This is a genomic window from Thiobacillus denitrificans DSM 12475, assembly GCF_000376425.1.
Lineage (GTDB): Bacteria > Pseudomonadota > Gammaproteobacteria > Burkholderiales > Thiobacillaceae > Thiobacillus > Thiobacillus denitrificans.
In genome coordinates, this window is sequence record NZ_AQWL01000009.1 from 131,273 (window position 1) to 147,292 (window position 16,020).

Below are 16,020 nucleotides of genomic sequence, written 5' to 3' on the forward strand. Positions count from 1 at the left end.
CACATTGAACCCGCCATGACAGACGCCTCCGAAAAGGTGCTCGCTTTCTGGTTCGGCGCGCCAGGCAGCGCGACCGCGGTCGCCGAACGGCAAGGCAAGCTGTGGTTCGGCAAATCACCGGAAAATGATCAGGCGGTCATCGACCGCTTTGCCGCCACGCTGACCGCGGCCACTGCAGGCCACCTCGACCACTGGATAGACACCCCGCGCGGACGACTGGCGCTGGTGATTGTGCTCGACCAGTTTCCGCACCATATTTATCGCGATCAGCCGCAGGCCTTTGCCACCGATCCGCAATCGCTGGCGCTGAGTCTCGCCGCGCTGGAATCCGGCGAGTACCGGCAGCTGGCGCCGATCGAGCGGGTGTTTCTCTATCTGCCGCTAGAGCACGCCGAGTCGCTTGCCATGCAGGAGCGGGCCGTTTCGCTGTATACGCAATTGGCGCACGAGGCGGCGGCAGACGAACGCGCGCTGTTCGACAACTTCCTCGATTACGCGCGCAAGCATCTCGACGTCGTCGCGCGCTTCGGCCGCTTCCCGCATCGCAATGCGATCCTGGGCCGCCCCTCCACGCCCGACGAGATCGAATTCCTGAAACAGCCCGGCTCGCGTTTTTAGCGGGAGAGGTAAGAACGCAGCGGTCGGCAGGCGTAAAATGGGCGTTTTTCGCCTTCCGGCTCGTTCATGTCCCGCCAGATCCTTGTCACCTCCGCCCTGCCCTACGCCAACGGCAGCATCCACCTCGGCCATCTGGTCGAATACATCCAGACCGATATCTGGGTGCGTTTCCAGAAGATGCGCGGCCATGACTGCCGCTACGTGTGTGCCGACGACACCCACGGCACGGCGATCATGCTGCGCGCGGAAAAAGAAGGCATCACGCCGGAAACGCTGATCGGCCGGGTGTGGGACGAGCATACGCGGGACTTCGCCGGCTTCCACATCGGCTTCGATCATTACTACTCGACGCATTCCGAGGAGAACCGCGAACTGGCGTCGGCCATCTATCTGCGCCTGAAGGAAGCCGGCCTGATCGAAAGCAAGACGATTGCGCAACTGTACGACCCGGTAAAAAACCTGTTCCTGCCGGACCGCTTCATCAAGGGCGAATGCCCGAAGTGCGGCGCGGCCGACCAGTACGGCGACAACTGCGAAGTGTGTGGCGCCACCTACAACCCGACCGAACTGAAGAACCCGGTGTCGGCGGTGTCGGGCGCCACGCCGGTGCACAGGGATTCCGAGCATTACTTCTTCAGGCTCGGCGACTGCGAGGCCTTCCTGCGCGAGTGGACCACCTCGGGCACGCTGCAGTCGGAAGCCGCCAACAAGATGCAGGAGTGGTTCGCCTCGGGCCTGAACAACTGGGACATCAGCCGCGACGCGCCCTACTTCGGCTTCGAGATCCCCGGCGCGCCCGGCAAATATTTCTATGTGTGGCTGGATGCGCCGGTTGGCTACATGGCGAGCTTCGCCAAATACGCGGCGGATCACGGCCTCGACTTCGACGCCTGGTGGGGCGCCGATTCCAAGACCGAACTGGTGCACTTCATCGGCAAGGACATACTGTATTTCCACGCCCTGTTCTGGCCGGCGATGCTGAAATACTCCGGCCATCGCCTGCCGACGGCGATCTATGCGCACGGCTTTCTGACCGTCAACGGCCAGAAGATGTCCAAATCGCGCGGCACCTTCATCACCGCCGAAAGCTATCTGGCGCAGAAGCTGAACCCCGAGTGGCTGCGCTACTACTACGCTGCCAAACTCAACGGCAGCATGGAGGACATCGATCTCAACCTGGACGACTTCGTCGCGCGGGTGAATTCGGATCTGGTCGGCAAGTTCATCAACATCGCCAGCCGCACCGCCGGCTTCATCCACAAGAACTTCGGCGGCAAGCTCGCCGACGGCGTGGCCAATATCGAACTCATCGGCGCATTCCAGGCTGCTGCCGATTCAATCGCCGCGCATTACGAGGCGCGCGATTACGCCAAGGCCCTGCGCGAAATCATGGCGCTGGCCGACCGCGCCAATCAATACGTGGCCGATGAGAAACCCTGGGAACTCGCCAAGAAACCCGAGGCGGTATATCGCCTGCACGAGGTCTGCACGGTCGCGCTCAACTGCTTCCGCCTGCTGACCCTGTACCTGAAACCGGTGCTGCCGAAGCTCGCCGGCGAAGTCGAGGCCTTCCTCGACGTTCCACCGCTGGCCTGGGGCGACGCGCAAAGCCTGTTCATCCGACACCGCATCAACCAGTACAAGCACCTGATGACCCGCATCGATCCCCAATCCATCGAAGCCATGGTAGACGCCAACAAGCTGAATCTCGAACCGACTCCTGCCCCCGCCCCGGTGCGCCATGCCGAAGCACAGGTGCATGCCGCGCAGCCGGCGACCGCCACGCCAGCCTCAGAAATCGTCAGCATCGACGATTTCGCCAGGATCGACCTGCGCATCGCGCGCATCGCCCATGCTGAACACGTCGAAGGCGCCGACAAGCTGCTGCGGCTGACGCTTGACCTCGGCGAGTTCGGCACCCGCCAGGTGTTTGCCGGCATCAAGTCGGCCTATGCGCCGGAAGCGCTGGTCGGACGGCTCACCGTGATGGTCGCCAACCTCGCGCCACGCAAGATGAAGTTCGGCATGAGCGAAGGTATGGTGCTGGCGGCCTCCTACCCCGAAGGGCACAAAGGCGAGGCGCCCGGCCTGTTCATCCTGTCGCCCGACAGCGGCGCACAGCCGGGCATGAAAGTGAAGTAAACCGTCATGAAAACGCTGCACCTGCGTATTCATGGCCGCGTGCAGGGCGTAGGGTTCCGCGAGTCGATGCGGATCGAGGCCGAACGCCTGGGCGTGGCTGGCTGGGTACGCAACGCGCCCGACAGATCGGTCGAAGCGGTGGTTCAAGGCAGTGCCGCAGCCGTCGACGCGCTGATTCAATGGGCACACAGCGGCCCGCCGTTGGCGCGGGTTGAGCGCATCGAGCGCAGCGAAACGCGCGGCCACTTCAGCGGATTCAAGATACGGGTCGATTAGCCCGGCGCCAGGATTGCCACCTTGGCCGGACAGGCAAAAAAATGCCCGGCTCTGGAGCCGGGCTGAATATCCACCAAAGGAGGAGGATTGGAGGAGACAACACTGAAATGCTATTGCAGCGACCTCAGCGTTATTAGAATAATCTAATATAATTCATTGCCTGTCAACCCCCAATGCAAAAAAACATCAACCGCGCTGCCCGGCATTCAGTAAATCACGTTCACCGCTTCGGGCTTGAGCCAGCCCTCCAGCGACTCAAGCAGCCGGTCGTCCAGGCGCACCCGCCAATCCTCGCCCAGGCGCACCCGGCAACACGCGCCAGGATTGCAATAGTCGATCCACACCGGGCACCCCCCCTCCTGCATCTTGTACGGTGCGAGCAATTCAGCCAGCTTGCGGCTGCTGCTGCTATTGGATTGGGCCGGATATTGTCCGTTGCACGCCAGCCGCAGGCCTTGGGCAAAGCGGGTGCGGGCGCCGGTCAGATCGTAGATCCGCTCTGCCGTCACCCGTACGCCACCCGAATAGTCGTCGCGGTTGACCTTGCCTTCGATGATCAGCAGTGAATCGTCTTTCAGCAGATGCCGGCTCTGCTCGTAAAGCTCGTTGAAGATCACCACCTCAACCTGCGCAGTCGCGTCGTCCAGCAGCAGGATCAGCATCTTGCCGCGCCGCGTCATCTGGGTGCGCAGCGAGACCACGATGCCGGCCAGCATCACCGGATCGCGTGAGGGCTCCAGGCTGTCGAGCTGTCTTTTGGCGAAGCTGGACACCTCGGCCAGATACGAGGTGAAGGGATGGCCGCTGAAGAAATAGCCGAGCGCGGATTTCTCCTGCAGCAGCTTTTCCTGCTCCGGCCACAACGGCACGTCGATCAGGTCTTCTCCACCGTCGAGCATTTCGCCGAACAGGCCCACCTGGCCGCCGCTGCGTGCGGTGCGGTCGGCGGTTTCCAGTGCGGCACCGATCGACGCCATCAGGCTGGCGCGGTGGTCACTGATGCGGTCGAACGCGCCTGCCTTCACCAGTGCTTCGAGCACGCGGCGGTTGAGGTAGCGCTTGTCGACCCGCCGCGCCAGATCGAACAGGCCCCGGTAGGGGCCGTTGAGCTCGCGCTCGGCGACGATGGCGCCGATCGCCGCCTCGCCGCTGCCCTTGATCGCACCCAGGCCGTAGCGGATTTCAGTTGCGGAAACCGGCTCGAAGCGGTAGCCGGACAGATTGATGTCGGGTGGCAGCATCGCCAACCCATTGGCGCGGCAGTCCTCGTAGAACACCCGCACCTTGTCGGTGTCGGACATTTCCGACGACATCGTCGCCGCCATGAATTCAGCCGGGTAGTAGGCCTTGAGCCAGGCGGTGTGGTACGCCACTAGCGCGTAGGCCGCCGAGTGCGACTTGTTGAAGCCGTATTCGGCGAACTTCTCCATCAGGTCGAACAGCCGCTCGGCGACCTTGGTATCGGCCCCACGCTTGGCCGCGCCCTCGAGAAAAATCGTGCGCTGCTGCGCCATTTCCTCGGGCTTCTTCTTGCCCATGGCGCGCCGCAGCATGTCGGCGGCGCCGAGGCTGTAGCCCGCCAGAATCTGCGCCACCAGCATCACCTGTTCCTGGTAGACGATGATGCCGTAGGTCGATTTCAGCACCGGCTCGAGGTCGGGATGGAAATACTCAGGCTTCTGCTTGCCCTGCTTGCGTGCGATGAAGTCGTCCACCATGCCGGAACCGAGCGGCCCCGGCCGGTTCAGCGCCATCAGCGCGATGATGTCCTCGAAGCAGTCGCCCTTGAGCTTCTTTTCCAGGTCCTTGGCCGAACGCGATTCGGACTGGAACACCGCTGTGGTGTTGCCGGCGGCAAACAGCTTGTACACCGCCGGATCGTCGAGCGGCAGCTCCTCCAGGCGGAAATCCCTGCGCGCCTCGTGGCGCTGCACGAAGCGCACCGCCTCGGCCAGGATGGTCAACGTGCGTAATCCCAGAAAGTCGAACTTGACCAGGCCGATCGCCTCGACGTCGTCCTTGTCAAACTGCGACACCATGGCGTCCGAGTTCTCGGCACGGTACAGCGGGCAGAAGTCGGTGAGCCGACCCGGCGCGATCAGCACCCCGCCCGCGTGCATGCCGACGTTGCGGGTAATGCCCTCGAGCTTTTCCGCCAGCGGCAGCAGCTCGGCGAGCTCCTCCTCGTTCTTCGCGCGCTCGTCGATCTGCGGTTCCTTCTCGCGCGCTTCGGCCAGGCTGATGCCGAGCTCGTTGGGCACCAGCTTGACGAACTTGTCGACGAACAGGTACGGCAGGTCGAGCACGCGGCCGACGTCGCGCAGCACCGCCTTCGCCGCCATCGTGCCGAAGGTGGCGATCTGCGATACCGCCGCGTGGCCGTACTTGTCCTTGACGTACTGGATCACGCGGTCGCGCCCGTCCTGGCAGAAGTCGATGTCGAAGTCGGGCATCGACACCCGCTCGGGGTTGAGGAAACGCTCGAACAGCAGATCGTAGGCGAGCGGATCGAGATCGGTGATGCGCAGGCTGTAGGCGACCAGCGAACCCGCGCCGGAGCCGCGCCCCGGCCCCACCGGCACACCGTTGTTCTTGGCCCAGTTGATGAAGTCGGCCACGATGAGGAAGTAGCCGGGAAAGCCCATCTGGATGATCGTGCCGAGCTCGAACTCCAGCCGTTCGGTGTATTCCGGCAGCCTGGCGGCGCGCTGGGCTGCATCGGGGTAAAGCTGGGCCATGCGCTCATGCAGGCCCTCGATGGAACGCTGCCGCATGTAATCGTCGAGGCTCATGCCGTCGGGCGTCGGGAAATCGGGCAGCCTGCTCTTGCCGAGTTCCAGCGTGAGGTTGCAGCGCTTGGCGATTTCCACGCTGTTGGCGAGCGCCTCGGGCAGGTCGGCGAACAGTTCCGCCATCTCGTCCGGCGTCTTGAAATACTGCTCGGCGGTAAACGGCCGCGGGCGGCGCGGGTCGCCCAGCATCATGCCTTCGGCGATGCATACGCGCGCCTCGTGCGCCTTGAAATCGTCTGCCGCGATGAACTGGATCGGATGCGTGGCGACTGCCGGCAGATTCAGCGTCGCCCCGAGGTCGAGCAGGCCGTCGATCAGGCGTTCGGCATGCGGCTGGCCGAAGCGCTGCAGTTCCAGGTAATAGCGGCCGGGAAACAGCGCGGCCCAGGCCTCGGCGGCGACACGCGCGGCGTCGGGCTTGTCGTCGAGAATCGCCTGGGCGACGTTGCCGGCGTCGCCGCCCGACAACGCCAGCAGGCCGTCGGTATCGTCAGCCAGCCAGGCGAGGTCGATTTCGGCACGACCGCGATGGAGGTTGTCCTGGTAGGCCCGGGTAAGCAGTTCGCACAGGCGGCGATAGCCTGCGCGGTGCTGCGCCAGCAGCAGCAGGCGCGATGGGCGGTTGCGGTCGGCTGCGTTCGTCACCCACACGTCGCAGCCGAAAACCGGCTTGATGCCGGCAGCGCGCGCGGCACGATAGAACTTCACCCAGCCAAAGGTGTTGGAAAGATCGCTCACTCCGAGTGCAGGCATGGCCGTCTCGCGCGCACGCCCGACCGCCTCGCCGATCCGCACCAGGCCATCGGTGACGGAATACTCGGTATGCAGGCGAAGATGGATGAAACGCGGATCGGTCATGGGGCGGATACGGGAACGCAGCCCGTTATTTTAACGCCGTGGGAAACGGCAAAAAAACAAAAGGCAGCCGAAGCTGCCTTTTCCAGAGCCACGCGCCGGAACTCAGTTGGCGCGACGCTTGAATTCGTTGGTGCGGGTGTCGATCTCGATCATGTCGCCGATGTCGACGAAAGCCGCGACCGGCAGTTCAAACCCGGTGGGCTTGATGCGCGCGGGCTTCATCACCTTGCCCGAGGTATCGCCGCGCACGGCCGGCTCGGTGTATTCGACTTCGCGAATGACGGTGGTCGGCATTTCGACCGAAATGGCCTTGCCGTCGTAAAACACCACTTCCAGCGGCATGCCGTCGTCCAGGTAGTTCAGTGCGTCGCCCAGATTGTCGGCTTCGATCTCGTACTGGTTGTATTCGCTGTCCATGAACACATACAGCGGGTCGGCGAAATAGGAATAGGTGCATTCCTTGCGATCGAGGGTGACAGTGTCGAACTTGTCGTCGGCGCGGTAGACCGATTCGGTGCCGGCGCCGGTGAGCAGGTTCTTCAGCTTCATCTTGACGACGGAAGAGTTGCGGCCAGATTTTGAGAATTCGGCCTTTTGCACCACCATCGGGTCCTTACCTATCATCACGACGTTGCCGGCGCGGAGTTCCTGTGCGATTTTCATGAATGTGCCTGTTGCGATAGCTGGTAAATTTGAGAAAACTCGCTATTTTAACTTATTTTCCACAAAGTCAACCAGCGTGTCGGTCAGGCGTCCGGCCGGGGCGAGCCGCTCGGGCCAGGCACGTGCATGGTGCTCGATCGGGTTCTGCTGCGTCCGCCATGCCGCCCAGCATTGCGCCATATCCGGCGTATCGGGCTGGCCGTTCCAACGCTGCCACAGTGCCACGACCGCCCGCGTTGCCGCAGCATCCAGCCCCGCCGTGTAACGCGCCAGCAGCGCATCCAGCTTGGCCCAGTGCGCCGCCCCGGCCTGCGGATAAGCTTGCCAGACCAATGGACGCGCTGCCCACTGTGCCCGCACGCAGGAATCCTCGCCCCGCACAAAATTGAGGCCACACGCCCATAACAGGCGGTCGTACGTGTCCTGATCCAGAAACGGCAGGATGCGCAGCCGTAAGGCGCCACGCCGGTGTTCGTCTCCCGCGCGCAGCCCGGAAACCGACAGCCACGTCGTCAATTGCGGAATGACCCGGCCTTCAGGCACGAGGCAGGTGACAGGATGCGTGTCGGCCGCCCAGGCATCGAGCAGGGCGGGAAGCGCCGGGTTTTCGTAAGCGAACAGCGACACCCGCAATTCCTCAGGCGGCGGCGCATCCAGCCCAAGCTGGCGCCAGAACGCGGCCGCCCCGGCACAGATAAACGCTGTACGCCGTTCAACCAGATCCGCCTCGGCCAGCAAGCCGCCGGTGCCGGACGTGTAGCCGGGAAAGAAAAAATATTTGGTCAACGGCAAGCGTGGATGCGGCGACGGCAAGCCATGATGTTCCGCCACCCAGGGTTCGGCACTCAGGTATTCGAGATTGATCCAGACCGGCGGCGGCGCCTGCACGCTCATCGCGGTCAGATAGGATTCCGGCAAGGCACAGCCAAATGCCTCGATCACCACCTGCGCCGGCCGGACCGCGGCAAACGGCATGCGCCACGCGCAGACCGCCACGCCCTCGCAGGTTTGCCGATCTGCATCTACCGCGATGGCTGGCCAGATGCGGTGAAACGCATGCAAATCATCCACCCACAGCCGCACTGCCAGGCCCTGCTCCGTGGCCAGTCCGCGCGCCAGCCGCCAGGCAATGCCGATGTCGCCATAGTTGTCGACGACGTTGCAGAAGATGTCCCAGGTGGCGCGCATGGCACGCATGCTACCGCATCCCCAAACCACGAAGGCCCGGCGCTGCGGGCCTTCGTTCGGCTTACTTGCCGGACAAGCAGGACTTCATGAAGGCCTTGCGCGCATCGCCCTTCATTTGTTTGCCGGAGGCCTCGGCGTTGCAATTCTTCATGCGCTGCTGCTGGGTGATCTTTTCGCCGGATTGCGTTGCGCCGGACAAACAGGATTTCATGAACGCCTTGCGCGCATCGCCGGCGAGGCTTTGCTTGCCCGCTTCGGCGTTGCACGATTTCATCCGCGTCTGCTGCGCCGTTTCGGCCCATGCGCCTGTGGCCAGCATGGCGCCCGCCATCAGGCCGATCAAGACGGTTTTTTTCATCGCCCTCCCCCTTTGGTTGAATGGAAACCACAGTCTAGCCGAGCCCATTGTTTTTTCTCGGCTTTACACTTGTAAAAACTCATGCACGGTAGTAAAAAGCAAAAAGTTTGGTTTCAAGAACCGTGCAGGTTTGGCATTACCACAGGGCATCACCGGGTAGCGCGCTTGAATTCAGACCGACGGCAAAAAAAATCACGCCGTCCAGTCATCCGCCAGTGCAATTGTGCTTATCGCGGTTATGTTGTTCGTGTCACGCCAAGGAGGAAGTTTGAATGGCAACAGGTACTGTCAAATGGTTCAGCGATGCCAAGGGTTTTGGATTCATCACCCCCGATGACGGCGGCGAGGATGTGTTCGCACATTTCTCCGCCATCCAGTCCAACGGTTTCAAGACCCTGAAGGAAGGCCAGAAGGTCAGCTTCGAAGTCAGCCAGGGCCCCAAAGGCAAGCAGGCCTCCAACATCCAGCCGCAAGGCTGAGTTGTTCGAGCCAAAAAAACCCCGCCCAGGCGGGGTTTTTTTTGCTGCGCAGGCTCACATCTTCGCCACCATCGCCTCGGCAAACTGCGAGCATTTCACCTCGGTCGCGCCTTCCATCAGGCGCGCAAAATCATAGGTTACCGATTTGGCGGCAATGGCCTTTTCCATGCCAGCCACGATCAGGTCGGCTGCCTCGATCCAGCCGAGGTGGCGCAACATCATCTCGGCCGACAGGATCAGCGAGCCCGGGTTGACGTAGTCCTTGCCGGCATACTTGGGCGCAGTACCGTGAGTCGCCTCGAACATCGCCACGGTGTCGGACAGGTTGGCTCCCGGCGCAATGCCGATGCCGCCGACTTCCGCCGCCAGCGCGTCGGAAATGTAGTCGCCGTTCAGGTTGAGCGTGGCGATCACGTCGTATTCGTCCGGGCGCAGCAGGATCTGCTGCAGGAAAGCATCGGCGATCACGTCCTTGATGATGATGCCGTTCGGCAATTCCATCCACGGGCCTTCGCCGACCAGCCTGGCGCCGAATTCGCGCGCGGCGAGCTCGTAGCCCCATTTCTTGAAGCCGCCTTCGGTAAACTTCATGATGTTGCCCTTGTGCACCAGGGTCACCGACTTGCGGCCGTTGTCGATCGCGTACTGGATGGCTTTCCTGATCAGCCGCTCGGAGCCTTCGATCGACACCGGCTTGATGCCGATGGCCGAGGTCGCGGGAAAGCGGATCTTCGTCACGCCCATTTCCTGCTGCAGGAATTCGATCACTTTCTTCACTTCAGGCGAATTGGCCTCCCACTCGACGCCGGCGTAGATGTCCTCGGTGTTCTCTCGGAAGATTACCATGTCGACCTTCTCCGGCGCCTTCACCGGGCTCGGCACGCCGGTGAAATAGCGCACCGGGCGCAGGCACACGTACAGATCCAGAAGCTGGCGCAGCGCGACGTTGAGCGAGCGGATGCCGCCCGAGGTCGGGGTGGTGAGCGGGCCCTTGATCGAGATCACATAGTCCTTCACCGCCTGCACGGTCTCATCCGGCAGCCACTGGTCGCCGCCGTAGACCTTGACTGCCTTCTCTCCGGCGAACACCTCCATCCACGCGATCTGCCTGTTGCCGCCGTAGGCCCTGGCCACCGCCGCATCGACCACACGGCGCATCGCCGGCGTGATGTCGACACCCGTGCCGTCGCCCTCGATGAAGGGAATGATGGGGATGTCGGGCACGTTGAGCGTGTTGTCGGCGTTGACGGTGATTTTCTGGCCGTTGGCGGGGATCCGGATGTTTTGATAAGTCATGGCTGGATAGTAAGGTGAATGCTCGGGTAACGTTAAAATGGGCGTTTTGCGAATTGTCTGTAGCGTGGCGCGATTGATCCTGTTCAACAAACCTTACGGCGTGCTGAGCCAGTTCACCCCCGAGGGGCGCTGGCAGGGCCTGCGCGATCACCTCAGCGTGCCCGGCGTGTATGCGGCCGGGCGATTGGACGCTGACAGCGAGGGACTGCTGATTTTAACCGATGATGGGCCACTCCAGAGCCGCATCGCCGATCCGCGCCACAAGCTGCCGAAAACCTACTGGGCGCAGGTCGAGGGCGTGCCGAACGAAGCCGATCTCGAACCCTTGCGCCGTGGAGTCGACCTCGGCGATTTCGTCACTCGTCCGGCCGCGCTGCGCCTCATCGACGCACCTGCCGGCCTGTGGCCGCGCACCCCGCCGATCCGCTTTCGCGCCAGCATCCCGACCGCGTGGATCGAACTCACGATCAACGAAGGCAAAAACCGCCAGGTGCGCCGGATGACGGCGAAGATCGGCTTCCCGACGCTGCGGCTGATCCGTGCCGCCGTCGGCGAATGGACCCTGGGCGCCTTGCAGCCCGGAGAATGGATGGAACAACATGTCTGAAACCTGGTTGCCTCACGTCGTCGCCGCCGCCATCGTCGAGCACCACGGCACATTCCTGCTGGTGGAGGAACACACGGCCGAAGGCCTGCGCCTGAACCAGCCCGCCGGCCACTGGGAACGCGGCGAAACCCTGCTGGATGCGGTGCGCCGTGAGGCGCTGGAGGAAACCGCGCATCACGTCGAGCCGCTTGCATTGCTGGGCTGCTACAGCACCTACTATCCGCGCCGCGACATCACCTATCTGCGCTTTGCCTATGTCTGCGAAGCCGTCGGTTTCGACGCCGGACGCGCGCTCGATGACGGCATCGTGCGCACGCTGTGGCTGACGCCGGCGGAGCTCGCCGCCCATCCCACCCCGCACCGTAGCCCGCTGGTGATGCGCTGCATCGAGGATTACCTCGCCGGGCGGCGCTTTCCGCTCAACTTCGTGAGCCACGCATGAGTACGCGCGTCGTTGTCGGTCTCTCCGGCGGCGTCGATTCCGCCGTTGCCGCCCATCTGCTCAAGCAGCAGGGCTACGACGTGCTCGGCGTCTTCATGAAGAACTGGAACGACGACGATGGCACCGAACAGTGCACCGCCAGACAAGATTTTTTGGACGTACTCGCGGTCGCCGACGTGCTCGACATCGAGGTCGACCTAGTCAACTTCGCCGCCGAATACAAGGAACGCGTGTTCAGCTACTTCCTCGCCGAATACCAGGCCGGCCGCACCCCCAACCCCGACGTGCTGTGCAACGCCGAGATCAAGTTCAAGGCCTTCCTCGACGACGCCATCGCGCGCGGTGCCGAATACATCGCCACCGGCCACTACGCCGGCAAGGGCGCAGACGCTGCCGGTCGCGCCACGCTGCTGCGCGCGGCCGACAGCAACAAGGACCAGAGCTATTTCCTCTACCGCCTGAGCCAGGCGCAGCTTGCTCCCACCCTGTTTCCGCTGGCGCAGCTGCCCAAGCCCGAGGTACGCAAGATCGCCGCGCAGATCGGCCTGCCCAACGCCGCCAAGAAGGACAGCACCGGCATCTGCTTCATCGGCGAGCGCAACTTCCGCGCATTTCTCGAACGCTATCTGCCGCGCAATCCCGGCGAGATGCAAACGCCCGATGGCCGCGTCGTCGGCCGCCATCAGGGCCTGATGTACTACACCCTGGGCCAGCGCCATGGCCTCGGCATCGGCGGACAGAAGGACAGCAGCACCGAACCGTGGTTCGTCGCCGCCAAGGACATGGCGACCAACACGCTGGTCGTGGTGCAGGGCCACGACCAGCCGTTGCTCAAGCGCTCGGCGCTCGCTGCCGGCCAGCTCAACTGGATCAGCGGCGTCGCCCCCGACCCCGGCAAGCCCTACACCGCGAAGACCCGCTACCGCCAGGCCGACGCCGCCTGCCGCATCACCCGGCTCGAGGCCGACACGCTGGAACTCGTCTTCGACGTCCCGCAATGGGCGGTCACGCCTGGCCAGTCGGTGGTGCTGTACGACGGCGAGGTGTGCCTGGGCGGCGGCATCATCGTCTGAGACAACCACTGCCGGCAACAAAAAACCGGCCGGCCATTCCGACGGATCGGAATGGCCGGCCGACTGCGAAGGCCTGCACGTATCGCTACGCAGGGCAAGGCCGGCCGATCACTGAATCGTGGACAACAGCTTGGGGTTGGTCACCAGCTTGCGCACGCCGTGCGCATGGTCCTCGCCGAACGCATTCTGCTCGCACCACCGGCCGACACTGTTGATATCCACCTTGCTGCAGTTCGGGCGCACGCTCCAGGTCACCTGCAGCGGCGAGCATGCCTGCTCGGTGTACTTGGGCCCGGTAGTGGATCCCAGGAACTGGACCGGCGTACCGGTATTCGAGGGAATCGCCTTCGCCTGATGGTAGCCATCGACCAGGCCGCCGCCGTAATCGAGAGTCGTGAAGTCCAGCGCCTTGGGATCGTTCACCACCGTGAACACCTGAGTTTCGACCCGGAGCGCAGGATTGGCGCAAGACGCAGACAGGCAAGCCCCCAGCCCCTGGCCGGGTTTGACGTCGCACGAGGAATATACCCAGTGCACCTCGATGGTGTCGCCCGGCTTGAGCGCACCGTGCTCACCCTTGCAGATCGGCTTTGCTGCAGGCGCCAGTTCGGCCGCGTTCAACTGCTTGCTCGCGTTGCACAGATAGCCGCTTTCATGACCGTGCCCATCGCCTTCCCCGGCGTAAACGGAGAACGCCGAAGCCTTGTGTTCGGCATTCTTGTGGAAATGAATGTTGCACAGGTTCATCTGCCTGTAGTCGGGCGCCATCGTGAAGACGCGCCGGTTCTCGCCCACGCGGCTGTCGATGTCACGCGGTGTCTGTGGACCGAAGCCCTCGCACGCTTCGCCTTGCACCTCGGCCGCCCATGCGCCCGGAACGGCGAGCCCCAAGGCCAAACCGACACACGCAGCCAGCACGCCGGTATTCGAACCGTTGATCAGATTCATGATTCATTTCCCTCTGTTGTCAAATGCCGATGAACAACAGTAGATTACCCGCGAGCCTCCAGCCGTTTTGCATGCCGTACATAATTTTCACCATATGGAAAAACAAGAGCCACCACGTGCAAAGCACCCATGATCCATCCCGTCCCGGCGCCCGCAATTGCCTTGCCCGCTGCTAAATGGCTATGATTCCGGACCTGTCATCCCGGCAGCAGAATTCGCCCCATGAGCCACACACCGACACCCGCCCCCGCCGCCAACTTCATCCGCAACCTCATCGACGAGCACAATGCCGCCGGAAAATGGGGCGGCCGCGTCGAGACGCGCTTTCCGCCTGAGCCCAACGGCTATCTGCACCTCGGCCACGCCAAGTCGATCTGCCTCAACTTCGGCCTCGCCCGCGACTACGGCGGCGTCTGCCACCTGCGCTTCGACGACACCAACCCCGAGAAAGAGGAACAGGAATACGTCGACTCCATCGTCGAGTCGGTGAAATGGCTGGGCTTCGACTGGGGCACGCATCTCTACTACGCGTCAAACTACTTCGACACCATGTACGCCTGCGCCGAACACCTGATCCAGGCCGGCCACGCCTACGTGGATTCACTTTCCGCCGACGAGATGCGCACCTACCGCGGCACGCTCACTGAAAAAGGCAAGGACAGCCCCTATCGGAATCGTTCGGTCGAGGAGAACCTCGACCTCTTCCGCAAGATGCGCGCCGGCGAATTCCCCGACGGTGCGCACGTTCTGCGCGCGAAGATCGACATGACCTCGCCCAACATCAACCTGCGCGACCCGGCGATCTACCGCATCAAGCGCGCCACCCACCACAATACCGGCGACACCTGGTGCATCTACCCGATGTATACCTACGCCCACCCGATCGAGGATGCGATCGAGCACATCACCCACTCGATTTGTACGCTGGAATTCGAGGACCAGCGCCCCTTCTACGACTGGCTGCTCGACAAGCTCGCCATTGACGGCTTCTTCACCCGCCCGCTGCCGCAGCAGATCGAATTCGCGCGCCTGAATCTCACCTACGTCGTGCTCTCCAAGCGCAAGCTGATCCAGCTGGTCGATGAAAAGCACGTCTCCGGTTGGGACGACCCGCGCCTGCCCACGCTGGTCGGCGCGCGCCGCCGCGGCTACACGCCGGAAGGCTTCCGCCGCTTCACCGACCAGATCGGCGTGTCGAAATCCGACGGCTGGATCGACTATAGCGTGTTCGAGGCCTGCCAGCGCGACGTGTTGAATGATTCCGCGCTGCGCCGCATCGCCGTGCTCGACCCGGTCAAGCTCATCATCGACAACTACCCCGAAGGCCAGTCTGAGGACTGCTTCGCCCCCAACCACCCGCAGCAGCCAGAGCTGGGCAAGCGCGCCATTCCCTTCTCGCGCGAATTGTGGATCGAGCGCGAGGACTTCGAGGAGACCCCGCCCAAGGGCTATTTCCGCTTATTCCCCGGCAACTCGGTGCGCCTGCGCTACGGCTACGTCGTCAAATGCACTGGCTTTGACCGTGGCGCCGACGGCCGCATCACCGCCGTGCACTGCGAATACCTCCCCGACACCAAGTCCGGCACCCCCGGCGCCGACTCGGTCAAGGTCAAGGGCAACATCCACTGGGTGAGCGCCGCGCACGCGCACGAAGCCGAAGTACGCCTCTACGACCGGTTGTTCAAAACCGCGCAACCCGGTACCGAGACCGGCAACTTCCTCGACGACCTCAACACCGATTCGGTGAAGGTCATCCACGCGCAGCTGGAGCCGGCGCTCAAGGACGCCACGCCCGAGGCTTCGTTCCAGTTCGAGCGGCACGGCTATTTCGTTGCGGATCGCGTCGACACAAAGCCGGGCGCGCCGGTGTTCAACCGGACGGTGACGTTGAAGGATTCGTGGGGGAAGGCTGGCAGTTAGCCAGTCAGTAGCGGTCTGACCGCTTACGTCGAACGGCAACTTCTCGGCCTTATGTAAAACTTTACATAAGGCCGATTATGCAAAGTCGTTGATTATGGAAAGTAGCGAGTCGGAACGCACGCCAATAGCTGATTGGCAGCGGCAGGCGCGAATTCCGTCCTTCACATAATCACAGGGTCTTTAGGAAGTCGATCAGCGAGTCGGGTGCACGATAGCGCTGCACCTTGACCTCTGGCGCTTGAAGGCGTGCCAAGGCACGGTCCTTCATGGTCAGGTCGGCCTCGACGTAGTGGTGGGTTGTTAGCGGGCTTTCATGCCCGAGCCAGAGCGCGATTACGCTGATATCGACGCCGGCCTGCA

The 16,020-nt window shown here is 62.9% G+C and carries 15 protein-coding genes; 8 read left to right on the plus strand and 7 right to left on the minus strand.

Annotation, left to right across the window (positions count from 1 at the left end; translation table 11 throughout):
• Positions 1-15: 15 nt before the first annotated feature.
• The 3 genes from B059_RS0114220 (at position 16) to B059_RS0114230 (ending at position 3,036) form a co-directional block, all read left to right on the plus strand.
• Positions 16-618: a DUF924 family protein gene (locus B059_RS0114220; protein ID WP_018078922.1), complete on the plus strand. Its 603-nt coding sequence runs from the start codon at positions 16-18 to the stop codon at positions 616-618.
• A 66-nt stretch (positions 619-684) separates the two neighbouring features.
• Positions 685-2,760 carry a methionine--tRNA ligase gene (gene metG / locus B059_RS0114225; RefSeq protein WP_018078923.1) on the plus strand — a complete coding sequence of 692 codons (2,076 nt, stop codon included), beginning with the start codon at positions 685-687 and terminating at the stop codon, positions 2,758-2,760.
• A gap of 6 nt (positions 2,761-2,766) precedes the next feature.
• Positions 2,767-3,036 (plus strand): acylphosphatase, encoded by a 270-nt coding sequence (locus tag B059_RS0114230; RefSeq protein ID WP_018078924.1) that lies wholly within the window; start codon positions 2,767-2,769, stop codon positions 3,034-3,036.
• Between the two features lie 206 nt (positions 3,037-3,242).
• Here the strand turns inward: B059_RS0114230 and dnaE are convergent, their stop codons facing one another.
• The 4 genes from dnaE to B059_RS0114250 form a co-directional block, all read right to left on the minus strand.
• Entirely contained in the window at positions 3,243-6,686 is a 3,444-nt protein-coding gene (gene dnaE, locus B059_RS0114235) for a DNA polymerase III subunit alpha (protein WP_018078925.1), read from the minus strand.
• A gap of 102 nt (positions 6,687-6,788) precedes the next feature.
• Positions 6,789-7,349 (minus strand): elongation factor P, encoded by a 561-nt coding sequence (gene efp / locus B059_RS0114240; RefSeq protein ID WP_018078926.1) that lies wholly within the window; start codon positions 7,347-7,349, stop codon positions 6,789-6,791.
• Positions 7,350-7,391: 42 nt separating this feature from the next.
• Positions 7,392-8,546 carry an elongation factor P maturation arginine rhamnosyltransferase EarP gene (gene earP / locus B059_RS0114245; RefSeq protein WP_018078927.1) on the minus strand — a complete coding sequence of 385 codons (1,155 nt, stop codon included), beginning with the start codon at positions 8,544-8,546 and terminating at the stop codon, positions 7,392-7,394.
• A 52-nt stretch (positions 8,547-8,598) separates the two neighbouring features.
• A complete protein-coding gene (locus tag B059_RS0114250) occupies positions 8,599-8,895 on the minus strand; it encodes a PsiF family protein (RefSeq protein WP_018078928.1) in 297 nt (98 codons plus the stop codon).
• Between the two features lie 272 nt (positions 8,896-9,167).
• Here B059_RS0114250 and B059_RS0114255 point away from each other — a divergent pair, with 272 nt between their 5' ends.
• On the plus strand, positions 9,168-9,374 hold the full coding sequence (locus B059_RS0114255) for a cold-shock protein (protein ID WP_018078929.1): 207 nt from the start codon (positions 9,168-9,170) through the stop codon (positions 9,372-9,374).
• Positions 9,375-9,428: 54 nt separating this feature from the next.
• On the opposite strand, the gene icd is transcribed toward B059_RS0114255, so the two are convergent.
• Complete coding sequence (icd, locus tag B059_RS0114260) at positions 9,429-10,670, minus strand: NADP-dependent isocitrate dehydrogenase (protein ID WP_018078930.1); 1,242 nt, start codon at positions 10,668-10,670, stop codon at positions 9,429-9,431.
• A 64-nt stretch (positions 10,671-10,734) separates the two neighbouring features.
• Between icd and B059_RS0114265 the strand changes: the two genes are divergently transcribed.
• From B059_RS0114265 to mnmA, 3 genes are read left to right on the plus strand one after another with little or no spacing between them, the layout of a single operon-like run.
• Positions 10,735-11,277, plus strand: coding sequence for a pseudouridine synthase (locus B059_RS0114265; protein ID WP_026177543.1), 543 nt, complete (start codon positions 10,735-10,737; stop codon positions 11,275-11,277).
• Positions 11,270-11,719, plus strand: coding sequence for an NUDIX hydrolase (locus B059_RS0114270; protein WP_018078932.1), 450 nt, complete (start codon positions 11,270-11,272; stop codon positions 11,717-11,719). The genes B059_RS0114265 and B059_RS0114270 overlap by 8 nt, the downstream gene beginning before the upstream one ends.
• Positions 11,716-12,792, plus strand: coding sequence for a tRNA 2-thiouridine(34) synthase MnmA (gene mnmA / locus B059_RS0114275; RefSeq protein ID WP_018078933.1), 1,077 nt, complete (start codon positions 11,716-11,718; stop codon positions 12,790-12,792). The genes B059_RS0114270 and mnmA overlap by 4 nt, the downstream gene beginning before the upstream one ends.
• Before the next feature lie 108 nt (positions 12,793-12,900).
• Here mnmA and B059_RS0114280 read toward each other — a convergent pair whose 3' ends face one another.
• Positions 12,901-13,740, minus strand: coding sequence for a delta-class carbonic anhydrase (locus B059_RS0114280; RefSeq protein ID WP_018078934.1), 840 nt, complete (start codon positions 13,738-13,740; stop codon positions 12,901-12,903).
• Positions 13,741-13,962: 222 nt separating this feature from the next.
• On the opposite strand from B059_RS0114280, the gene B059_RS0114290 reads away from it, so the two are divergent.
• A complete protein-coding gene (locus B059_RS0114290) occupies positions 13,963-15,660 on the plus strand; it encodes a glutamine--tRNA ligase/YqeY domain fusion protein (RefSeq protein WP_018078936.1) in 1,698 nt (565 codons plus the stop codon).
• A 169-nt stretch (positions 15,661-15,829) separates the two neighbouring features.
• Here the strand turns inward: B059_RS0114290 and B059_RS0114295 are convergent.
• The coding region (locus tag B059_RS0114295; RefSeq protein WP_018078937.1) for a site-specific integrase at positions 15,830-16,020 on the minus strand (191 nt) is incomplete at its 5' end.

Coding starts and splice junctions, on each gene's coding strand:
- dnaE (WP_018078925.1), bottom strand. CDS start 6,686: ATGACCGATCCGCGTTTCATCCATCTTCGCCTGCATACCGAGTATTCC.
- B059_RS0114290 (WP_018078936.1), top strand. CDS start 13,963: ATGAGCCACACACCGACACCCGCCCCCGCCGCCAACTTCATCCGCAAC.
- earP (WP_018078927.1), bottom strand. CDS start 8,546: ATGCGTGCCATGCGCGCCACCTGGGACATCTTCTGCAACGTCGTCGAC.
- B059_RS0114250 (WP_018078928.1), bottom strand. CDS start 8,895: ATGAAAAAAACCGTCTTGATCGGCCTGATGGCGGGCGCCATGCTGGCC.
- efp (WP_018078926.1), bottom strand. CDS start 7,349: ATGAAAATCGCACAGGAACTCCGCGCCGGCAACGTCGTGATGATAGGT.
- mnmA (WP_018078933.1), top strand. CDS start 11,716: ATGAGTACGCGCGTCGTTGTCGGTCTCTCCGGCGGCGTCGATTCCGCC.
- B059_RS0114230 (WP_018078924.1), top strand. CDS start 2,767: ATGAAAACGCTGCACCTGCGTATTCATGGCCGCGTGCAGGGCGTAGGG.
- B059_RS0114255 (WP_018078929.1), top strand. CDS start 9,168: ATGGCAACAGGTACTGTCAAATGGTTCAGCGATGCCAAGGGTTTTGGA.
- B059_RS0114280 (WP_018078934.1), bottom strand. CDS start 13,740: ATGAATCTGATCAACGGTTCGAATACCGGCGTGCTGGCTGCGTGTGTC.
- metG (WP_018078923.1), top strand. CDS start 685: ATGTCCCGCCAGATCCTTGTCACCTCCGCCCTGCCCTACGCCAACGGC.
- icd (WP_018078930.1), bottom strand. CDS start 10,670: ATGACTTATCAAAACATCCGGATCCCCGCCAACGGCCAGAAAATCACC.
- B059_RS0114270 (WP_018078932.1), top strand. CDS start 11,270: ATGTCTGAAACCTGGTTGCCTCACGTCGTCGCCGCCGCCATCGTCGAG.
- B059_RS0114220 (WP_018078922.1), top strand. CDS start 16: ATGACAGACGCCTCCGAAAAGGTGCTCGCTTTCTGGTTCGGCGCGCCA.